16 protein-coding genes are annotated in these 22128 nt (G+C 40.6%); 3 read left to right on the top strand and 13 right to left on the bottom strand.

Going from position 1 to position 22128, the window contains the following annotated elements:
• Window positions 1-221: 221 nt before the first annotated feature.
• The 4 genes from BR73_RS0103930 to mreB form a co-directional block, all read right to left on the bottom strand.
• Window positions 222-557, bottom strand: coding sequence for a rod-binding protein (locus tag BR73_RS0103930; protein ID WP_051684944.1), 336 nt, complete (start codon window positions 555-557; stop codon window positions 222-224).
• Between the two features lie 11 nt (window positions 558-568).
• Window positions 569-1384, bottom strand: a complete 816-nt coding sequence (locus BR73_RS0103925; RefSeq protein ID WP_033164488.1) for a flagellar hook-basal body protein — start codon at window positions 1382-1384, stop codon at window positions 569-571.
• A gap of 21 nt (window positions 1385-1405) precedes the next feature.
• Complete coding sequence (locus BR73_RS0103920) at window positions 1406-2179, bottom strand: flagellar hook-basal body protein (RefSeq protein ID WP_033164487.1); 774 nt, start codon at window positions 2177-2179, stop codon at window positions 1406-1408.
• Between the two features lie 212 nt (window positions 2180-2391).
• A complete protein-coding gene (gene mreB / locus BR73_RS0103915) occupies window positions 2392-3381 on the bottom strand; it encodes a rod shape-determining protein MreB (protein WP_033164486.1) in 990 nt (329 codons plus the stop codon).
• Between the two features lie 535 nt (window positions 3382-3916).
• Here mreB and BR73_RS0103910 point away from each other — a divergent pair.
• Window positions 3917-4438, top strand: coding sequence for a tetratricopeptide repeat protein (locus BR73_RS0103910; RefSeq protein ID WP_051684943.1), 522 nt, complete (start codon window positions 3917-3919; stop codon window positions 4436-4438).
• Between the two features lie 284 nt (window positions 4439-4722).
• Here BR73_RS0103910 and BR73_RS0103905 read toward each other — a convergent pair whose 3' ends face one another.
• Window positions 4723-5817 (bottom strand): glycerol dehydrogenase, encoded by a 1095-nt coding sequence (locus tag BR73_RS0103905; RefSeq protein ID WP_033164485.1) that lies wholly within the window; start codon window positions 5815-5817, stop codon window positions 4723-4725.
• Window positions 5818-6195: 378 nt separating this feature from the next.
• Here BR73_RS0103905 and BR73_RS29295 point away from each other — a divergent pair, with 378 nt between their 5' ends.
• On the top strand, window positions 6196-7290 hold the full coding sequence (locus BR73_RS29295; protein WP_242860619.1) for a helix-turn-helix transcriptional regulator: 1095 nt from the start codon (window positions 6196-6198) through the stop codon (window positions 7288-7290).
• A gap of 396 nt (window positions 7291-7686) precedes the next feature.
• Here BR73_RS29295 and BR73_RS0103895 read toward each other — a convergent pair whose 3' ends face one another.
• Window positions 7687-8697 carry an ABC transporter substrate-binding protein gene (locus BR73_RS0103895; RefSeq protein ID WP_033167053.1) on the bottom strand — a complete coding sequence of 337 codons (1011 nt, stop codon included), beginning with the start codon at window positions 8695-8697 and terminating at the stop codon, window positions 7687-7689.
• Between the two features lie 324 nt (window positions 8698-9021).
• Between BR73_RS0103895 and BR73_RS0103890 the strand changes: the two genes are divergently transcribed.
• Complete coding sequence (locus BR73_RS0103890; protein ID WP_051684942.1) at window positions 9022-9993, top strand: AraC family transcriptional regulator; 972 nt, start codon at window positions 9022-9024, stop codon at window positions 9991-9993.
• Window positions 9994-10122: 129 nt separating this feature from the next.
• Here the strand turns inward: BR73_RS0103890 and tuf are convergent, their stop codons facing one another.
• From tuf to rpoC, 7 genes are all read right to left on the bottom strand, one after another.
• Window positions 10123-11316, bottom strand: coding sequence for an elongation factor Tu (tuf, locus tag BR73_RS0103885; protein WP_033164484.1), 1194 nt, complete (start codon window positions 11314-11316; stop codon window positions 10123-10125).
• Between the two features lie 176 nt (window positions 11317-11492).
• Entirely contained in the window at window positions 11493-13613 is a 2121-nt protein-coding gene (gene fusA / locus BR73_RS0103880) for an elongation factor G (RefSeq protein ID WP_033164483.1), read from the bottom strand.
• Between the two features lie 135 nt (window positions 13614-13748).
• Window positions 13749-14219 (bottom strand): 30S ribosomal protein S7, encoded by a 471-nt coding sequence (gene rpsG, locus BR73_RS0103875; protein WP_033164482.1) that lies wholly within the window; start codon window positions 14217-14219, stop codon window positions 13749-13751.
• 309 nt (window positions 14220-14528) lie between these two features.
• Window positions 14529-14948: a 30S ribosomal protein S12 gene (gene rpsL, locus BR73_RS0103870; protein ID WP_033164481.1), complete on the bottom strand. Its 420-nt coding sequence runs from the start codon at window positions 14946-14948 to the stop codon at window positions 14529-14531.
• 271 nt (window positions 14949-15219) lie between these two features.
• Complete coding sequence (locus BR73_RS0103865; protein ID WP_033164480.1) at window positions 15220-15660, bottom strand: hypothetical protein; 441 nt, start codon at window positions 15658-15660, stop codon at window positions 15220-15222.
• Between the two features lie 132 nt (window positions 15661-15792).
• The gene (gene nrdJ, locus BR73_RS0103860; protein ID WP_242860618.1) at window positions 15793-17889 is read right to left on the bottom strand and encodes a ribonucleoside-triphosphate reductase, adenosylcobalamin-dependent; all 2097 of its coding nucleotides are present in this window, start codon (window positions 17887-17889) and stop codon (window positions 15793-15795) included.
• 459 nt (window positions 17890-18348) lie between these two features.
• Entirely contained in the window at window positions 18349-22074 is a 3726-nt protein-coding gene (gene rpoC / locus BR73_RS0103855) for a DNA-directed RNA polymerase subunit beta' (RefSeq protein WP_033164479.1), read from the bottom strand.
• Between the last annotated feature and the right edge of the window lie 54 nt (window positions 22075-22128).

Raw genomic sequence — 22128 nt, 5'->3', positions numbered from 1 at the left:
ACTATTTTATACTTAATTTTATTCATACACTCCTATATACCACATCTGCTTTCATATGTGGTACTGCTGCAAATCATGCATACCCCATACCTGCAAAGTTATTGGATGAAAAGTGAAATGTTTAATTTATAAATTACGCCTAGAAAACAACTATACCCCATTTCATAACAGAAATGCAATACAGAAATTCTCTAGGCGCATAAAAAATCATATTTATCTTATTATACATTACGTTTCATGGATTCGTACAGCATCTGGGCAATTCCCATGCCACCGGTCTCAACAACATCATCTGCGTATTTTTCATATAACATATCACCAAAGTAGGAAACATATTCCCCTTGGTCTTCTTCTGACCCAACGCTTTTCTTCATTTCCTTAAACATCTGTTCAACCAGATAGGATTCGAAGTCTTTACATACTGACATTAACTCATCGTCAGTAGCTTTGCTGAGATCCTGGTTCAGCGTTTCCTGCAATTTTGTAGTACTTTGCTTTGCCTGTGTCTGAGCAAGGGCTGATTCTACTGAGTAATTATTTCCAATTCCTATACTCATTTGTAGCCTCCTTATCTGCGAAGACTATTCGCTTGCTGAAGCATTTCATCTGCTGCATTGATGGCCTTGGAGTTCATCTCATAAGCTCTTTGGGCTACAATAAGATCTACCATCTCATTAGCTGCCTGTACATTGGAGTTCTCCAGGTATCCTCTTTTTACAGTGCTTCTTTTTACAGTTGCGTCCTGACCTTCCACTCTGGCTGTTCCGGAAGCTGCTGTTTCTAACATTATACTGTTGGAAGTCTTCTCAAGACCGGCCGGATTATTAAATTGAGCAAGTCCAATCTGCTTACCTGTTGTTACCAGATTACCTGATGCATCTGGATAAAGGAAGTTTCCATATTCATCAACCTCAAGTAAAGAAGCATCTATGGTGCTGTCAAATACCAGGGGTTGTCCTGCTGTATCAAGTACGGGATACCCTTCTGTGGTTGCAAGGGTTATACCATCAGTTCCTACCGACAAACCAAATGTACCGCTTCTGGTGTATCCAATACCACCATCGGCTGTCTGTACCATAAAGAAACCATTACCCTGTATAGCAAAGTCATAATCTCCTTCTGTCTGCTTTAAAGATCCCTGGGTATACTGGGAGACGATAGCGGAATTTTTAACTCCCAGACCTGTCTGTGCTCCCACAGGCTTTGCTTCGCCTGTACTGTCTGTTGATTTATTCTGAATTGTCTGATATAACAATGATTTAAATTGAGCAGTTTCCTTCTTAAATCCGGTTGTGTTAATATTAGCCAGATTATTTGAAATCGTATCAACATTTGTCTGCTGAGATATCATACCGGAAGCTGCTGTCCACAGTGAACGCATCATAGAAGTTTATCCTTTCTCGTATTATACCTTACCTACGGAGCTCACAGCCTGCTCAAGTGAACCGTCAATGGTCTGTATAACTTTTTGATTAGCTTCATAGGCTCTTGTTATGGCAATCATGTTTGTCATTTCTCTTACAACATTAACATTAGACTGCTCTGTATATCCCTGCTGAATGGTTGCAGTACTGTCTAACTGTGTTGCGCCGTCAAGTGCCAGATAAAAGCTGTCTCCCTGTTTCTTCAGATAATTATAATCTGTAAAATCCGTAAGCTTTATCTTATCAATAAATACACCATCTGCATAAATATTTCCGCTCTCATCAGCTCTTACTTCTGCAGCCTCGGAAGGTATCGTAATTTCTCCGCCTTCTCCCATCAGTGCATTTCCGCTCGCATCCATGAGCTTACCATCCTGATTCACTGTAAAAGAACCATCTCTTGTATATTTAACTGTTTGATTTCCTGCACTGTCAGTGGTGGTTACATTAAAGAAACCGGAGCCTTGGATAGCAAAGTCATAAGTGTTGCCTGTGCTTCGCAGGGATCCCTGGTTATAATCTGTATAGACCTCACCGATTCTAACTCCCAGGCTCATTGACCCGACCTTTTTATTAGAATAATTTTCTGAAACATCTTTTATTTTATAGGTTAAAAGATTTTTAAAAGATTGGTTTGTGACACCATCCTTCTTATAGCCTACAGTAGAAGCATTAGCCAGGTTGTTTGTTATAACATCAAGACGCTTCTGTTCATTTACCATACCGGTCCAGGAAGTAAATAATCCCTTTACCATTCTAACCCCTTTCTGCCATATCCACACTGCATATATATAAGCGAATAAAGCACTGATCAGTAGTTGAAGTTCTATTTTGTATAATCCGCAAGTCACCTTGGGATATTACAAGTAATTTCTAGTTTAATGTAATCCGTGTAATACCTCAATCCGGCATTATTCCTATACACGGCATACCGATGTATATATTATCGGACGTTTACTTCAAATACTTAATCCCTGGAGCCACTTAAATATTCAATATATTTTCCGGTACCAATAGCAACAGCAGTCATGGGGTCTTCTGCAGTCATGGTATTAATACCTGTCTTATTCTCAATTAATTCTTCCAGTCCGTATAAAAGGCATCCGCCTCCGGTAAGTACAATTCCTCTGTCTGCAATATCTGCTGCAAGTTCCGGGGGAGTCTTCTCCAGCACACTGTGTACTGCTTCAACTATCTGTGATGTAGTTTCCTTTAAAGCTTCTTCTGTCTCATCAGAGGATACTGTTATTGTCTTTGGAAGACCTGTAACCAGGTTACGTCCTCTGACATCCATAGTAACAACCTCTGGCCTCTTAAAAGCTGAACCGATTTTTATCTTGATTTCTTCCGCAGTTCTCTCACCGATTAAAAGATTATGTTTTTTACGCATATATCTAACAATAGCTTCGTCAAAATCATCACCGGCAATCTTAATAGAAGTACTTACAACTGTACCTCCTAATGAAATAACTGCAATATCTGTTGTTCCGCCTCCGATATCTACTATCATATTACCGCAAGGTCTGTATATCTCAATTCCAGCTCCGATAGCTGCTGCAATGGGTTCTTCAATTATCTTGACATCTCTGGCGCCTGCCTGATAGGTTGCATCTTCAACTGCCTTCTTCTCAACCTCTGTTACACCACTTGGTACGCATACACTGATAATGGGCTTACGGAAACGATGTTTACCGACAGCTTTCTGTATAAAATATTTTAACATTTTCTCTGTTACTGTATAATCAGAAATAACGCCCTGTCTTAAGGGACGTACCGCTACGATATTACCAGGAGTTCTTCCAAGCATTAATCTTGCTTCTTCACCTATGGCTCTGATCTTATTTGTATCTCTGTCAAAGGCAACTACAGAGGGCTCTTTCAGCACAACCCCTTTTCCCTTTAAATAAACCAATACACTTGCTGTTCCTAAATCAATCCCTATGTCACTACCTAACATATCTAATCTCCTTTCAGATTCTCAAGGTTATTCTTTGGCTGCTGCCAAACCTCAGACCGCCGCCGGTTCTGCATCTATCCTATACTGTCAATTTACTTTGTTATAAACGAAAAATGCTTGTATTCATTTTATGATAAGCACGATTAAAACTGCTGAATTATTCTTTGTTACTTCTATTATTGCCGACTTTTCAGGAAGCTATCAAAATACTGATACACACTTAACATTTCGATTTTTTCCATAAACCTGTCAATTAAACACACTCTTTTTTATTATATACATATTTATAGTTTTTTTCAAAGGAAATTTTAGAAATATTGGAATATTAATATTTTCTTAAAGAAATATGCTGTTTTACCTGATTTGAAAGCTCATTACTACAGTTGCCTGCATAGATTCCTTAATGAAACAGCTATTTAATCACTTAAACAGTAAGTTAATTAATTGAGTTGCTTCCGGTGTTATGGTATGATGATAATATTTTTAAGATAATCAGGGTAAACAAGAATTAGTAATAACAGAACGGAGGATTAAAGTGGATAATATTGAACAACTTACGACAAAAGCTGAAGAAAACGATGTCAATGCACAATTTCAACTTGGTAATCATTACTCCAGAGAAGCCCTTGTAGGTAAACGAGGCTGTTATAAAAAGGCGTTTGAGTGGTACATGAAAGCAGCTCTGCAAGGACATTCACAGGCGCAATATGAGATTGGGTTTCGATATGGAAATGGTTATGGTGTGCCTGTCAGCAGAAGGCTTTCAATCGAATGGTATGAAAAAGCCGCACAGCAGGGTAATGCCGATGCTCAATATGATCTAGCTTGTTATTATCGAGATGGTCATGGTGTTAAGAAAAATATAGAAACCGCCATACATCTGTTTACAGAATCAGCAGATCAGGGTCAAAAGTACGCTCAGTATGATTTGGGATTTCTGTATGACCAAGGAATAGGCATTCCGCAAAATACTGAAAAAGCAATTGCCCTATGGCAACAGGCAGCTGCACAAGGCCATGGAAGTGCAAAAGCAGCTTTGAAGATAACAAGTACATAATAAAATAACCAACTATTGGATTCTGCCTGCATAGGGTTACACTAAAAAGGATCGGTTGCTTTTTAACCAATGGGCTGAAAAAATCCCATTGGTTTTTCACACACACCGGATTTTAAACACATTCCCAATTCCTGTGTATAATCGAATATAGATTCTTCGCTTTTAACACACAAAACCGGCAGCATGTCTTTCATGCAGTGCATTACAGAAAAACCCAATGGGTTTCAAAAGCCCCTGACTATAGATCGGTATATAAATAATACTAATTTTAATAATCAATTACTTTAATTGAAATATTCCTGTCCTAATAAATCCGCTGCAAGAAGTGCATCGTAGAGCTGATCGGCAGTTACATCTCCCGCCATATTATGTATGGTCTCACCTGGTATACAGGCTTTTTCAGCTGCTATCCTTACTCTGGTCACATCTGTTACTCCTAACTCCTTCAGGGTAACCGGCAATCCCACCTTATGACAGAAATCCATTACTTCCTTGATTTCCTCTGAGGGAGCACTCTCTAACAGAAGCTGAGTTATGGTTCCAAATGCCACTACAGAGCCATGCATTGTTTCTTCACATTCAGGAAGGGCTGTAAAACCGTTGTACACAGAATGAGCTGTTGCTAATCCACCGTTATCAGCTCCTACACCACTTAAGTAGGTATTTGCTTCAATAATTGCTTCCAGGGCAGGAGTTACCAAATGATTCTCACAGGCAAGCTTTGCCTGGTATCCGTTTTTTAATAGAGTTTTATAACACAATTCGCATAGAGCCATTGCCGAAAGGGCGATTCCTCCATTCTCAAGGCTGGGGGAATCCGTTCTGACACATGCTCTGGCTTCAAAATAAGTTCCTAAAGCATCTCCCATTCCAGCAATCAGGAATTTGACCGGTGCATTGGCTATAATCTCACTATCCACGATAACAGCTTCCGGATTCTTAGGATAGAAAAGATAGCTGTCAAAAGCTCCATCATCCTGATAGATAACTGATAATCCAGTACATGGTGCATCTGTGGCCACTACTGTGGGCACGATTACAACCGGAAGTTTTTCATAATGAGCAGTAGCTTTGGCAGTATCAATTGCCGATCCGCCGCCGATGCCAACTACTACCTGAATCTGTTTATCCTGAACGATTTCTCTCATCCTGCTGATTTCACCTACAGAACTTATACCTTTGAATATTTCAAAATGAAGTTCACAATTACTTCCTTCAAAACTTTTCTTTATTTTATCAGAGCAGTTCTTATAACCGCTGTTACTGCAGACAAATAAATAGGAGGTCCCTAACTCCTTTGTTTCCTGATAAAAATGCAGTAGCGCTCCTTTTCCCTGTAAGTATTTTAAAGGTGCTCTTAATAATTTTAATACAGCCATTGATGTCCCTTCCTTTTCCTGTGTTTATACATACTTAATTTTAGTCTGGTATATTTTTGATACTTTGTTATTATCTTGACAATCTAATAATAGCACCTATATAATAAAGTAACAATTACCCACAACACCTATTCTTCTAGGGTAAATACCCTAGTATTGAGTCGATAAATGCCAGTGCAGGGCTAACATTCCATTTCTTAGAAGTAATACACGATTTTAGGGTTTAATGGTGCTGTATTTTAAATCGCAACGAAGTATGCTCCTAAGTTGAACTGCCAGAATGGTACAATGAATTTTTATATGCTTTAGAGATACTTCCCAAATCACATCCGTTAAACAGGAATGCAAAGTTTACCTGCACAACTAATTGGAGTTATTATGACTGAAATTAATTCTTTAACACAAGAAGATTACAAAAGGCTGCTTTTATTTTCCGAAGGCTTAAATCCCTGCGATATGAATTTCCGTAAGACAGCTATGGAGGATCTGCTTCATTACTTTCCTTTTGATGGTGCTGCCTTTCCTCTGGTAGATGGAAAAGGATACTATAAACATCTTATCTATGTGAATTTTACACCTGTTTCGATTGAATCCTACGAACGAGACTGTTATAAAAATGATTTCTTTGCCCCAGCTAATTTAAAGGAAGCAAAGCAGAAATCTGTTTATACCATTGAAGATTTTACTTCCTATATTGATTATGAAACATCCTCTTTGTACAGTCAGTGTTTATACTTTAATGGATTTTATTATGAAGCTCTGGTTCTGCTAAGAGATGATAAGAGTAAACCCCTAGGTGCTGTTGCCGTATATCATGGAAAAAATTCCTCCGGATTTACACCTCGGGAGCAGCTCCTTCTTGAAGAAATAGGGATTATCCTGGAGAAAGCTACACGATTACATCTGAATTATCTCTCTATGCAAAATAACCTGAACTTCTTCAACAGGATGTTTGCTCGTCACCCTATTGGAATGATATTATGTGACGGTAATTTTTCTATACAGGAGATTAACCAGGAGGCCCTCCATATCCTGGATCTGATTGACCTGCCTGCCAATAAAGATGGAGCAGGTTTACTCTTAAATGATTACATCCTTCCCGTTTACCAGGAAGGAGCCACTCACAGATTCTGCCTGCGTCTGGCAGAGGGAGTTGAGGTATTTCTGGAAAATATTATTGCAAAGGAGCATATAACTGACAGTTTTGTAACTCGCTATGCAATCTTTCTGAATCTATCTGCCGGTAATAGCAGAACCTCCTGGACTGCCTATCTCAAAGAAAGAGAACTTACAAAGCGGGAGTGCGAAGTAGCGGGATTGCTATGCCAGGGCAATAAGGTCAAAGAAATAGCGGATATATTAAAAATAAGCTTAAATACAGTTAAACGCCATAAAGAAAGTATTTATACCAAGCTGAAAGTAAATAGTTCCAGCCAGTTAATATTACTATATCAGGAAATAAAGAATTCCTGATAGTAATTAAATTCCATTAAAACTAAATTCCATTATGGTAATGCCTCATAATGAACTATAGATATACTTTTGTCAATACAGGGTCTAAGGATTTCAACTCGAAGTGTAATTGTGTAAGAATGTATTTATGTGCAGGGTAGGAGATAAAAGGATGCAGTAAATTAATATCAGCTTTAACACAGTTAACGACATAAGGAGCAGTATACATATCCTATTGTATACTGCTCCAGTCAATTATTATTCCGTAAAAAGGTGTGTATCCCAAACTCCGGTATCAGGCTGTTATTTCTGGTATATTTTGAAATCAAAAGTAATTTGAGGTGCACAGGCAAGCACTGTTGTGTTTATATATGCTATATAGAATACCAATTTGGGAGCTCTCAGAACGAAATCCGGTTAATCCACCAGGGTATTGAGGGCTTCCACCAAATAGTCGAGCTGAGCTTCAAGGCTCAGTACATCATCAAAGTAGAACAAACCTTGGTATTCACCGGGGATTTCCAAGACATGTCCATCCGCCACAGCAGGAATACTCTTCCAGATATCAGATTGTGCATATTCTGATTCAGTACCTTCCTGACGGCACCAGATAATATAATCACCAAAATATTCATGGGCAACCTCGTAGCTGATGGTTCCTCTTCCGTTGCCGGAGGTCTCGATTAATTCCCTCAGTTTATCCGGATACTGCTGTTCAAGGTATGTGTATAAGAGTGTCCCGCCTCTTGACCCGGTTTCATAAGAGAGCCCGGCCCACTCGCCGGAAGAACCCCAGTCCTCCAGAATACTGAAGGTTTTACCTTTAAACGCCTCGGTATTAAATATTTCTTTTGCATTCTTTAGCTTTGTTTCAAATGCAGTAATCGTTTTTTCTGCTCTCTCAAGGGTTCCGGTGGCTTCGCCAATGATTCTCGTGCGTTCAGGAGATTTAATACTCTCCTCAATAACAAGCACAGGGGCCACTTGGCTAAAGGTTTCATAATCCTCTTTACTATATGTAATGATCAGATCCGGCTCCAGTGCCATGACCTCTTCCTGTTCCCAATTCTCAATCTTTGTTGACGCCATCATCTGATCATAGAAAGGCATTGTTTTTTGCATCCAGCCATAGTATCCCACTATATTGAGGCCTGTCGCCAGCGTATCTCCGATATACCAGTTAACAACAACCCGCTGTGGATTGGCAGGAATTTCAATATCGCCCATTACTGTATTAACTACGCGGGTACCACTTTCTTCGGAAGACTCTGCCGATATCTCAGACTCCGATGTTACTTCAGGCTCCGATATTACTTCAGACTCTGCTGTTAATTCAGAATCAGCTGGTGTCTCGGACTTACTACTTGTGCAGGCTGAAAACGTAAGTACAATGGCAAGAGACAAAATAATTGGCATTATCTTTTTCATAATTATCCTCATGTTAATTCTCCTTGACAGGTATATTATATTGATCAGGCGCGCGCTGCCGTTAAGTTAGACTCTTCTAACTCAATTGCTATTTTACGGTGTGGAGTATTAACTGTCAAGAACAAGATAGACGGGAAGTGTTAACTTACCCTTTAGACAATAATTTGGAGAAGGCCGAATTATATGACTTTCAGTGTGTAAAATACTCTCTTGTCATATTTATTTCGGATTATACACATCACATTTTGGATTAGTTTTGGATTGTAAAATACTAAGCTTTGAAGTATACTATTGCATCAGATAGGTTAAAAAAGGAGGGAATAAATGCAGCACACTAATGATTATGCTTTGGGCTGGGGTGCAATGGCAGAGCACCTTGGGTTTAAAACGAGCCAAAACGGAATATATTCCTATTATGATATCCCGGATATTTGGGATAACGGGTGGATTACCCAGGTGACTCCCGTAGAGGGGCTGCATGTCGCCAGCGCCTGGTTCACCGCCAAAGATCAGATTGAGTATACCATGCATACGGAAAAGCCCTGCTTGTGGGTCTTTTGTGTTGATAATGGCAGCCTCAGCTTCACACGGCAGGGAGTACCCTCCCGGCAACTTTCCCCATCTACGCAGCTGATTATCTGCAATGGCAAGCCGCTTCGACTCAACATTACACCGGGTGAGCCTGTCTGCTTTACCAGTTTGCTAATCTTTGATTCCTGGATTGAGACCTTTCTTCAGGCAAATAATATAACCTACCCGATCCGGGTTTCAGACGCCCGTTATTGGCTGCCTCAGCATGTGGATACGCCTATTGTAATGCTTGTGATGGAGCAGCTTCGCTGGGGAGTGCGGGGAAACAGGCTTCCGCAGCCTGCTTATTTATGGAAAGCAGGTGAACTCCTATGCCTGTTCGCACACGCGCTCTCCCAGGAAAACCGTATAAAACCTCGCCGCCACTATGTCACCTGGGAAAACGAGCAGAAGCTCCATCGTGTACGGGAGCTGATTGATAAAGACCCACTGAATACACCAAGTACGGAGACACTTTGCCAGCTTGCCGAAATGGGCGAAAGCAAATTGAGAATCGCCTTCAAAGGTCTGTATGGCAAACCTCTCTATGCCTATATTCGTGAAGCCGTTATGAAGCGGGCTATGCAGCTGCTAGCCTATGACGAGCTGAGTATTAAAAATATTGCAACGCTCTGCGGTTATGAAAATCCGGCGAAGTTCACAGCAGCATTCAAAGCAGTCCACGAAATTACACCCAGTGCATTCCGAAGGGGATTTGGACTGTAGTTCCATATCAAAGAAATTACTTTTGCTACTTACATAAACGTATCTGACTTAGCTCATAGTTTATATTTAATGGTAATAAAAAAACCCCAAGTCCTTATAAATAAAGACTTGGGGTAATATTTATTTTAATTACTGAACGATAGTAGCAACTTTACCAGAACCTACAGTACGTCCACCTTCACGGATAGCGAAGCCTAAACCTTGCTCCATAGCGATAGGATGGATTAACTCGATGCTCATTTCGATATTGTCGCCAGGCATACACATTTCAACACCATCAGGAAGGTTGCAAACACCAGTTACGTCAGTTGTTCTGAAGTAGAACTGAGGTCTGTAGTTGTTGAAGAAAGGAGTATGGCGTCCACCTTCATCTTTTGTTAAAACGTAAACCTGAGCTGTGAATTTCTTGTGGCATTTGATTGAGCCGGGTTTGCAAAGAACCTGTCCTCTTTCGATTTCAGTTCTCTGAACACCACGAAGAAGTGCTCCGATGTTATCTCCAGCCTGAGCCTCATCAAGAAGCTTTCTGAACATTTCGATACCAGTAACAACAACTTTACGTGTCTCTTCTTTGATACCAACGATTTCAACTTCTTCAGATACGTGAAGAACACCACGCTCAACACGGCCTGTAGCAACTGTACCACGTCCTGTGATGGAGAAAACGTCCTCGATAGGCATTAAGAAAGGCTTATCTGTCTCTCTCTGAGGATCGGGAATCCAGCTATCAACAGCATCAAATAACTCAAGGATCTTATCTCCCCAAGGGCAAGAAGGATCTTCAAGAGCCTTTAAAGCAGAACCCTGGATGATAGGTGTATCATCGCCGGGGAACTCATACTCTGTTAACAGGTCTCTGATTTCCATCTCTACTAATTCAAGTAATTCAGGATCATCAACCATATCACACTTGTTCATAAATACTACGATGTAAGGAACACCTACCTGACGGGATAACAGGATGTGCTCTTTAGTCTGAGCCATAACACCATCAGTAGCAGCAACAACAAGGATAGCGCCGTCCATCTGAGCAGCACCAGTGATCATGTTCTTTACATAATCGGCATGTCCAGGGCAGTCAACGTGAGCGTAATGTCTAGCTTTTGACTCATACTCAACGTGAGCTGTAGAGATTGTGATACCTCTTTCTCTTTCTTCGGGAGCTTTATCGATCTGATCGAAAGCTACAGCCTGACCAGTACCTAATCTCTCATGAAGAGTTTTAGTGATAGCTGCTGTTAAAGTAGTTTTACCATGGTCAACGTGTCCGATGGTACCGATATTACAATGGGGTTTGTTTCTTTCAAATTTAGCTTTAGCCATTTTTGTAACGTCCTCCTTTAAATAAATGCATCTTTGTGCACATACTTTTTTTATCGCCTGCAGAAAAGACTCAAAGTCATTATCTGCGGGCATTTGATTTTGAGCTCATAGCTTTATTATATTTCAGTTTAGAAATATTTTCAAGCATAATTAATGATTCCACGTATATTTGTGGATTAGTTCTTTCCTTTTGCTGCAAGAACCTTTTCCTGAACATTCTTAGGAACGGGCTCATAGTTGGAGAAGAACATGGAGTAAGCACCACGGCCCTGAGTTCTGGAACGAAGGGAAGTGGAATAACCAAACATTTCTGAGAGGGGAACGAATCCTCTGATAAGCTTTGTACCGTTGATATCTTCAGAACCTTCGATACGTCCACGACGTGAACTGATATCACCGATAACATCACCCATATATTCATCGGGAACTGTTACTTCAACTCTCATGATAGGCTCTAATAAAACAGCGCCTGCTTTGTGCATCGCATCTTTAAACGCCATAGATCCGGCAATCTTAAATGCCATTTCGTTGGAGTCTACTTCATGGTAGGAACCGTCATAAACGGTAGCCTTAATACCAAGCACAGGATATCCTCCAAGGATACCAGCTTTGGAAGCTTCTTCTATACCAGCACCAACTGCAGGGATGTATTCTTTAGGAATAGCACCACCAACAACGGTAGATACGAATTCGAAAGTCTTTTCTGCATTAGCATCCATAGGCTCGAAACGAACCTTACAGTGACCGTACTGTCCACGTCCACCGGACTGCTTTGCATATTTAGAGTCAACTTCAACAGATTTTGTAAAGGTTTCTTTGTAAGCAACCTGAGGTGCACCAACATTAGCCTCTACCTTAAATTCACGAAGAAGTCTGTCTACGATAATTTCAAGATGGAGCTCACCCATACCGGCGATAATTGTCTGACCGGTTTCTTCATTGGTGTAAGTTCTGAAAGTAGGATCCTCTTCTGCTAATTTCGCTAAAGACTCACCCATCTTATCCTGTCCTGCTTTTGTCTTAGGCTCGATAGAAACCTCGATAACAGGTTCAGGGAATTCCATGGATTCAAGGATAACAGGGAATTTCTCGTCACAGATAGTGTCACCGGTTGTGGTGCCCTTTAAACCAACTGCAGCAGCGATATCTCCTGAATATACTTTCTCCAGATCTTCTCTCTTGTTAGCATGCATCTGAAGGATACGTCCAACACGCTCTTTCCTGTTCTTTGTAGAGTTAAGTACATAAGAACCGGAATTTAAAGTACCGGAGTATACACGGAAGAATGCAAGCTTACCTACGAAAGGATCAGCCATGATCTTGAATGCAAGAGCTGCAAAAGGCTCTTCATCAGAAGATTTTCTGTGAACTTCGTTACCGTCTTCATCAACACCTTTGATATCAGCGACATCAGTAGGAGCGGGCAAGTACTCGATAACAGCATCCAGTAACTTCTGAACACCCTTATTTCTGTATGCGGAACCGCATGTTACAGGAATAATGGTAGTTGCGATAGTAGCATTTCTTAAAGCAGCTTTTAATTCAACTGTTGAAGGCTCTTCGCCTTCTAAGAATTTCTCAAGCAGAACATCATCGGTCTCACAAATGGATTCGATCATTGCTGCTCTGTATTCTTCTGCCTGCTCTAATAAATCAGCAGGTATTTCGGAGATACTGATGTCATCTCCCTTATCATCATTGTAGAAATAAGCTTTCATTTCAAACAGGTCAATAATGCCCTTGAACTCATCCTCTTTACCGATAGGTATCTGGATAGCAACAGGATTCTTGCCAAGTCTTGATTTAATCATGCTTATTACATTGTAGAAATCAGCACCAGAAATGTCCATCTTATTAACGAAAGCCATTCTGGGTACCTGATATTTATCAGCCTGACGCCATACTGTTTCAGACTGAGGTTCAACACCGCCCTTAGCACAAAAAACACCAACGGCACTATCAAGAACACGTAAGGAACGCTCTACTTCTACAGTAAAGTCAACGTGTCCCGGCGTATCAATGATATTGATACGGTGAGGTAATGCGCCAGCTAATTTCTGGTGCTCAAATTCCTGAGTCCAGTGACAGGTGGTAGCGGCTGAAGTAATTGTGATACCTCTTTCCTGCTCCTGTTCCATCCAGTCCATGGTAGCAGTTCCTTCGTGAGTATCACCAATTTTATAATTAACACCGGTATAATATAAGATACGCTCAGTAAGAGTGGTCTTTCCGGCATCAATATGAGCCATGATACCGATGTTTCTGGTTCTGTCTAACGGGTATTCTCTTCCAGCCAAGGAAATTCCTCCTTATCTTAAAGTCACATGTGATTTTATAATCACAGAACATAATTTATTTACAGCAAACTATAATAGTTTGCTGCATTTAATGCTGTATGGGTTCTGGCATAGGCCACAACCCATTCCAGAAGATTACCAACGATAATGCGCAAATGCCTTATTAGCGTCTGCCATTTTATGCATATCTTCTTTCTTCTTAACAGCAGAACCGGTATTGCCAGCAGCGTCTAAAATCTCGTTTGCTAACTTTTCTTCCATGGTCTTCTCTCCTCTTTTACGTGAGTAGAGTGTTAACCAACGAAGTGCTAATGCCTGTCTTCTGTCGGGTCTAACTTCGATTGGTACCTGATAAGTAGCACCGCCGATACGTCTTGCTTTTACTTCAAGAACCGGCATGATGTTATTCATAGCTTCTTCAAATACTTCGATAGCTTCTTTTCCAGACTTCTCTGCTATCTTAGCGAAAGCTCCGTACACAATCTTCTGTGCAGTTCCTCTCTTACCGTCTAACATGATGTTATTGATAAGCTTAGTTACAATCTTACTATTGTAAATAGGATCTGCTAATACATCTCTTTTTTGTATATGTCCTTTACGTGGCACGTTTCTTCCCTCCTTAATAATCCTTATTGCCCGTGTTATATACTATTCTTTTCACGGACCAGTAAAACAGCTATCACTGCTTTACATAAATAAGTTCACTTAAATCATCGGTACTCACATTCCCTGTTAGGGTAGTATAGGAATAATCCTATACTCTTTTACTGTGTTCGCGCTCAGTTTAACTTATCTTTCAAATCTATACCACTGATGAAACATTCTTCCTCTTGGGTGATAAAACGCGGCTCCCTTATTTTATCCTAATCTGAAATAAAAATTAATCCGGCACTTAATGATTAGCGGAAAACTTAATTATTTTGCTGGCTTAGGTCTCTTTGCTCCATATTTGGAACGAGCCTGTCTTCTCTTAGCAACACCTGCTGTATCAAGTGTACCTCTGACGATATGGTAACGGGTACCAGGTAAATCCTTAACCCTTCCACCTCTGATCAGAACGACACTATGCTCCTGAAGGTTGTGGCCTTCACCGGGGATATAGCTTGTTACTTCGATTCCGTTAGAAAGACGAACTCTGGCAATTTTTCTAAGAGCTGAGTTAGGCTTCTTAGGAGTAGCTGTTCTAACCGCGGTGCAAACACCTCTCTTCTGGGGTGAGGACACATCAGTAGACTTCTTGTTTAAGGAGTTAAATCCTTTTTGAAGAGCAGGAGAAGTAGATTTCTTCTCAACCGTCTTTCTACCTTTTCTAACTAATTGATTAAATGTAGGCATTAATTTTCACCTCCTGATTTTTGTATGAATACTTTGGGCCGCCTTGCATTCTTGCTTAAAATAAACATAAACATTGACGCAATATAAAATCGCGCTTAATGATTATACTTTAAATTCGAGGACTTGTCAATAGTTTTAATATGAATTTAGGCTGTACAGTTCTTCAGGTATGTTTTTCCAGTATTAATAGCTCTTATATTTTGATTCCATAATGAACAGCCAAAACTTCTTATGTTCATACACCACTGTATGACTGTTTAGTTTCCGGATTTTATTTATTTGTCCTGCTGTCAAAAACAGCTGTTAAAATGTTCATGGGAAAGAGCCTTTCTTTGTATAACACGACAGCTGCACCTGATACTGTCGCCACTCCGAGGATAAAGTAGATGATATGCAGGGGATGTACGCTTCCCATGATTATCACCTGCACCCCAATCCAGATTACCAGTGCACCTCCGAATACACCACTTACATAACCCTGATATTTTGAATGAAGTCTTACTGCAAAGCCTGCCAGTACGTTTCCAAGACCTATTACCGCAAATAATATAAGACTTGGGTAAAAATAATTGGTAAATGGCGAACCTTTCAGCAGGTCATTGGATATACCCATTGGATTATCCGGATAAAGCATACCCATGGTTCCTCCGAATATAGCTCCTATACCTATAAAGAAATGCAGAATTGCTAAATAGACAAATACTTTTTTCATACAATTATCCTCTCCTGTTGCATATTAGTGGTAAATCCTGATATAGCCGTCCAAACAGCTAAGGGTTTGTATAATCATAGCAAAATTTGTATTTGTGCGCAATACTCCATGGGAATTTTTACAATTCTGTTTTTACCTGACCGGGCAGGCTCCGGTTTCACAGTCTTCCTCCAAAAGTTCGCTCTCTTCTGCATTTTCCAATGCTTTTAATAAGGAATAGTCTATTGGTCTGCTTAAGCTGACACGTCTTTCGTAGTCTTCTTTTGTGGTGGACTCATAGGGAAGAAGTGGATAGGTCTCTTCCATCAGCGGCAGAAAAGTGATTCCTACAACGCTGTCAAAGTTAGCAGAAAGCCACTCACCAACCTCCTCCCATTCTTCTTCTCTTACATGAACCGTAATACTGGTATTATGATCCGTCCAGGCTTCCATGGTAAGTTTATAAAGGTTAAGCTGTTCAATAGCACCAACCTGATACTTTGTTTTTCCTTCCGGTGATTTCATAGGAAATTCGATGACTTTAACAGTGCAGTTCTCATCCGTCTGACCCACTTCGTTATAGACCGGATAACACCCCAGAAGTTCGACCATCTTATATAACGGATCAGTTATTGAAATACGGACCCTCCTGATATAATAAGGTGCATGAGCATAATGCACCCCGGAACTTACCCCCGGCAGATTAGACAGAGTTCCTTCTGGTTTGATGGTTGTCATCAACTGAGGTTTTTCTATTCCAAGTTCCGTGCAATAGCGTTCCCCTTCCTCATGAACCGCTTTCTTTAAGATTTCCAGCAGTTTTCTTAATTCATTGTAATCCATACCGGTTCGATTCATCATATCCATCATTCCCGTTAAGGAGACCCCTACAATCCGGTCTTCCTGCATAACCTTATTCCACTCCGGAAGTTCGACATCAACCAGGGTCATTCGTAAAGTAACTCTGGCAGATAACCTGATTACTTCTAACAGCCCTTCCATATCCAGGGTATTATCTTCCTTTACAAAAGCTAATAAATTATTGGTGGATAAATTACAGCACTGCTTGGAACGCAGAAGAATTTCACCACAGGGATTGCAGCCCAGGAAGGTTTCTTTCCGGCGGATTGCTTCCCTGTTATTTAGAAAACCCGGTTCACCATTAATACGAATAGAATCAAGAATTGCCTTTATTTCCTCTTTACCGGGAACACGGTTATAGAGCACAGAATTATTGCTCATTTTTCGATGAGAAATCTTTGTATCTTCTATCCACTGTCCGTCTATTACTTTATATAAATTCCTTTTCGCTTCTATAACCTCTGTATCATCCTCTTCGCAGATTACCATCATCGCACTTCTTCTAACACCGCCGGAGACTACATTCTCACTGATAATAGTGGCAATATCCAAAAGATCGATTGTTCTTAACCTACCACCCGATTCTGCCATTACTTTATTGATTTTCTCAAACATCCTCTTTAAGGATTTATGTCCCGAAGCTCTTCCGCCAAAACGCTTAAGCCGTTCGCCTTCCGGTCTTACATAGCTGTAATCAATAATTATGTTATGAATATTGTTATATTCTTTACGGCTGATAAGCTCAAAGTACATTTCCAGTCCCTTGCACCAGCCTTCTTTACTGTCACCAATAAATAAGACTGCTGTGTTCTCCTCAAGAGAAAGAAGCGTATTCTCCCTTTCTTCCTTCGTCAGCTGGTTATGAAGCTCTTCTTCATACCTGCCAAGCAATTGGACGTTTCTTACCTCTGGCATTTTATCCGCTGCTTTCTTCTCAATCCGAACACCAACTCCACAGCCTAACATCAGCAGGTAAAATACATCCGTATAATCTTTTAGTTGATCTATGGTAGTAAAACAGCAATTATAGTTGGAGAGCGGGTATTCTTTCACAATTTCTGTACCACCCATATAAAGAGTCCTGCCTGAAGGGAAGGTTCTTAGGAAAAAAAGATGATCAAAAAAGCTTTCTGCCTCTTTTCTCTCTTCTGTGACATCTATCCGGATACCATGCTTTACTTTATATTCTATACCCAGCATAACATTATACTGTACCGTACGGTATACAGTCTCAAACCAGTTTTCCCTACGGCCTTTCTCCTCCACGTATCTGGCATAAGTCCGCAAATAAACGAACTCACCGATACCTGTCATTGGATTATCTCTCTTACGGTATTCAGACAAAAACTCTTCCGTTAACAAATCTTCTATTTGCAATTCTTTCATCATTTCCATTACCTGCTTTCCAGATCAGTAGTTTACAGATAAACAATGTAAATACTTCATAAATGTTTAGTTTTTCCAATGGTCGTATTTTTATGTAGACGCTATATATAGTATATAAATTATATACCTATACTATATATATGTCAATGCTACTAAAAGAGAAATATTCTCACTCAGAATTTCACTCTCTTTTTTTCCTAACCACTGCCTTATCATACAGCCTCTAGAACTAAATATTTGATTCGCGGTAATGGATAATACTTATAATAATACTAATCTATAATATATAATCTCTATGCCATATGTATTAAAACAGCGTAAAAGCTTTGTAAAATGTTTCTGTGCCATTTTCTATTTGGCATATAACCAGCTTCCTATCAACCCTTGACACGGCGCATGCAAAAAAGCCTCCAAAGAATCACTCTTTGGAGGCTTTCGCTATATATTATTATATCGTATTAATTATTTGTCGGAATCATCCTCGAAATCAACATCATCAAAATCTTCATCGGATAAATCCTCGTCTTCAAATTCATCCAGTTCAATGCTGTCTAAATCATCATCCATGGCATCCTCTGAATAATTGAAGCTCTGATAATCATCATCCTCAAAATCTTCGGAAAGGATTAACTCTTCTTCCATGTCACTGTCAAGCTTAACAGAACGGTATCTCTTCATACCAGTACCGGCAGGAATTAACTTACCGATAATAACGTTCTCTTTTAATCCGATAAGTGGATCAATCTTCCCGTTAATAGCAGCTTCTGTTAATACCTTCGTGGTTTCCTGGAAGGATGCTGCTGAAAGGAAGGAGTTTGTTGCTAAGGAAGCCTTTGTAATTCCAAGCATTACCTGTTTTCCGTCTGCAACGGTGAGTCCCTTTTCCTCTAATATCTCATTGGCATCATCAAATTCCAGAATATCAATCAGTTTACCAGGTAAGAATTCAGAATCTCCGCTGTTCTCAATACGGATTTTCTTAAGCATCTGACGTACAATGACCTCGATATGCTTATCGTTGATCTCAACACCCTGTAAACGGTAAACACGCTGTACTTCCTGAATCATATAATCCTGTACGGCACGAACACCTTTAATCTTTAAGATATCATGAGGATTAACGCTACCCTCTGTCAGTTCATCTCCGGCTTCTAATACATCCCCGTCAAGAACCTTGATACGTGAACCATAAGGAATCAGATAAGTTTTAGCTTCTCCGGTTTCATTGTTTGTTACAATGACTTCACGTTTCTTCTTGGTATCCTTTATAGTAACAATACCGCCGAACTCTGCAATAATTGCAAGTCCCTTGGGTTTTCTTGCTTCAAATAATTCTTCTACACGGGGAAGACCCTGTGTAATATCATCACCGGCAACACCACCGGTATGGAAAGTACGCATGGTAAGCTGTGTTCCGGGCTCTCCGATGGACTGGGCAGCAATAATACCAACTGCTTCACCTACCTGAACCGCTTCACCGGTAGCCATGTTAGCACCGTAGCATTTAGCACATACACCGATGTGTGATTTACAGGTTAAAATGGTACGAATCTTTAATTTGGCATTAAATCCCTGTTCGTCAATCTTCTTCGTTGCAACGATTCTGGCTGCACGTTTAGGTGTAATCATATGATTCGCCTTAACGATCACCTCACCGCTATCATCTGTAAGAGTTTCACAGGAATATCTGCCCGTAATTCTCTCTTCCAGACTTTCGATTAATTCGCTGCCATCTGCAAAGGCTTTGATCCACATACCAGGGATTTCTTTGCCTTCACAGCAATCAACCTCACGGATGATAAGATCCTGGGATACGTCTACCAGACGACGGGTTAAGTAACCGGAATCGGCTGTACGAAGAGCAGTATCGGAGAGACCTTTTCTCGCACCATGTGCTGACATGAAGTACTCGAGAACGTCGAGACCTTCACGGAAGTTGGATTTAATAGGGAGCTCCAGAGTACGACCGGAGGTATCCGCCATAAGTCCACGCATACCGGCAAGCTGTTTGATCTGCTTATCGGAACCACGGGCACCGGAGTCTGCCATCATGTAAATGTTGTTGTATTTATCAAGTCCTGTAAGAAGCGCCTCTGTAATATCATCATCGGCTACCTTCCAGGTGTCAATAACTGCTTTGTGTCTTTCATCCTCTGTCATAAGACCACGGCGGAAGTTCTTTGAGATTTCTTCAACTCTTGATTCTGCCTCTGCGATAATGGTCTTCTTCTGAGGAGGAACGGTCATGTCAGAAATGGATACGGTCATAGCTGCTCTTGTAGAGTATTTATAACCCAAGGATTTAATAGCATCCAGAGTTTCCGCTGTCTTAGTGGCTCCATGAGTATTGATACATTTCTCAAGAATCTTCTTAAGCTGTTTCTTGCCAACATGGAAATCTACTTCAGGAATCAGGAAGTTATCGGGGTTGGTTCTGTCAACAAATCCCAGATCCTGGCTGATGATTTCATTAAAGATAAAGCGTCCGAGAGTGGATTCAACTGTCTTAGTGATAGTCTCACCGTTGCTGTTTACACCAGTACGTCTTACCTTTATTTTTGCATGAAGGGTAATTGCACCATTCTCATAAGCAAGGATTGCTTCGTTTACACTCTTAAAGAAATGTCCTTCTCCTAAATCACCGGGCTTTTGTAAAGTCAGGTAATAGATACCAAGTACCATATCCTGTGAAGGAACGGCAACGGGACCACCGTCGGAAGGCTTTAAGAGGTTGTTAGGGGAGAGCAGAAGGAATCTGCACTCTGCCTGAGCTTCTACGGAAAGAGGTAAATGTACAGCCATCTGGTCACCGTCGAAGTCGGCGTTGAAGGCGGTACAAACCAGAGGGTGAAGCTTAATAGCCTTACCTTCTACCAATACCGGCTCAAATGCCTGGATACCAAGTCTGTGGAGTGTCGGGGCACGGTTAAGCATTACCGGATGTTCTCTGATAACCTCTTCTAATACGTCCCATACCTCAGACTGAAGTCTTTCCACCATCTTTTTGGCGGATTTTATATTATGTGCAGTTCCTTTGGCAACCAGCTCTTTCATAACGAAAGGTTTGAATAACTCAATTGCCATTTCCTTAGGCAGACCACACTGATAAATCTTTAATTCCGGTCCTACTACTATAACGGAACGTCCGGAGTAGTCAACACGTTTACCAAGTAAGTTCTGACGGAAACGTCCCTGTTTACCCTTTAACATATCAGATAAGGATTTTAAAGCACGGTTTCCGGGTCCAGTAACGGGTCTTCCTCTTCTTCCGTTATCAATTAAAGCATCAACAGCTTCCTGAAGCATTCTCTTCTCATTTCTTACGATGATATCAGGTGCGCCAAGCTCTAAAAGTCTCTTTAAACGGTTATTACGGTTAATGATTCTTCTGTATAAATCGTTCATATCAGAGGTAGCGAAACGTCCACCATCCAACTGAACCATAGGTCTTAAATCCGGGGGAATTACAGGTACTACGGAAAGGATCATCCACTCCGGTCTGTTTCCTGACTCACGGAAAGCTTCTACTACTTCCAGTCTCTTGATTACTCTGGCTCTCTTCTGTCCGGTAAAATCCTTTAAGCCTTTCTTTAAGTCTTTGGATTCTGCTTCCAGATCGATTGCCATTAACAGTTCCTGGATTGCTTCCGCACCCATTCCAACACGGAATCTGTTTCCGTATTTTTCATAGGCTTCTCTGTATTCCTTTTCATTAAGAACCTGCTTATACTGCAGATCACTGCTTCCTTTATCAAGTACGATATAGGAGGCAAAGTAGAGTACTTTTTCCAGTGTTCTGGGTGATAAGTCCAGAATTAATCCCATACGGCTGGGGATACCTTTAAAGTACCATATATGAGATACAGGGGCAGCGAGCTCAATATGGCCCATTCTTTCCCTGCGGACAGATGCCTTGGTTACTTCAACACCACATCTGTCGCACACAACGCCTTTATAGCGAATCTTTTTATATTTTCCACAATGACACTCCCAATCCTTGCTGGGTCCGAAAATTTTCTCACAGAACAACCCGTCTTTTTCAGGCTTTAAAGTTCTGTAGTTAATGGTCTCCGGTTTTTTTACCTCGCCCCTGGACCACTCTCTGATTTTTTCAGGAGAAGCAAGGCCAATCTTTATAGCATCATAGGTTATTTCCGGACTACTTTGGTTATTTACCACTTCTGGCATCATCTGGCACTCCCTTTCATAGTAACGGACCTTTTAATCAGTCCTTTTCTTACA

Source organism: Clostridium sp. KNHs205 (genome assembly GCF_000702945.1).
Taxonomy (GTDB): Bacteria; Bacillota; Clostridia; order Lachnospirales; family Lachnospiraceae; genus Anaerocolumna.
This window is presented reverse-complemented; position numbering and strand designations above follow the sequence as displayed.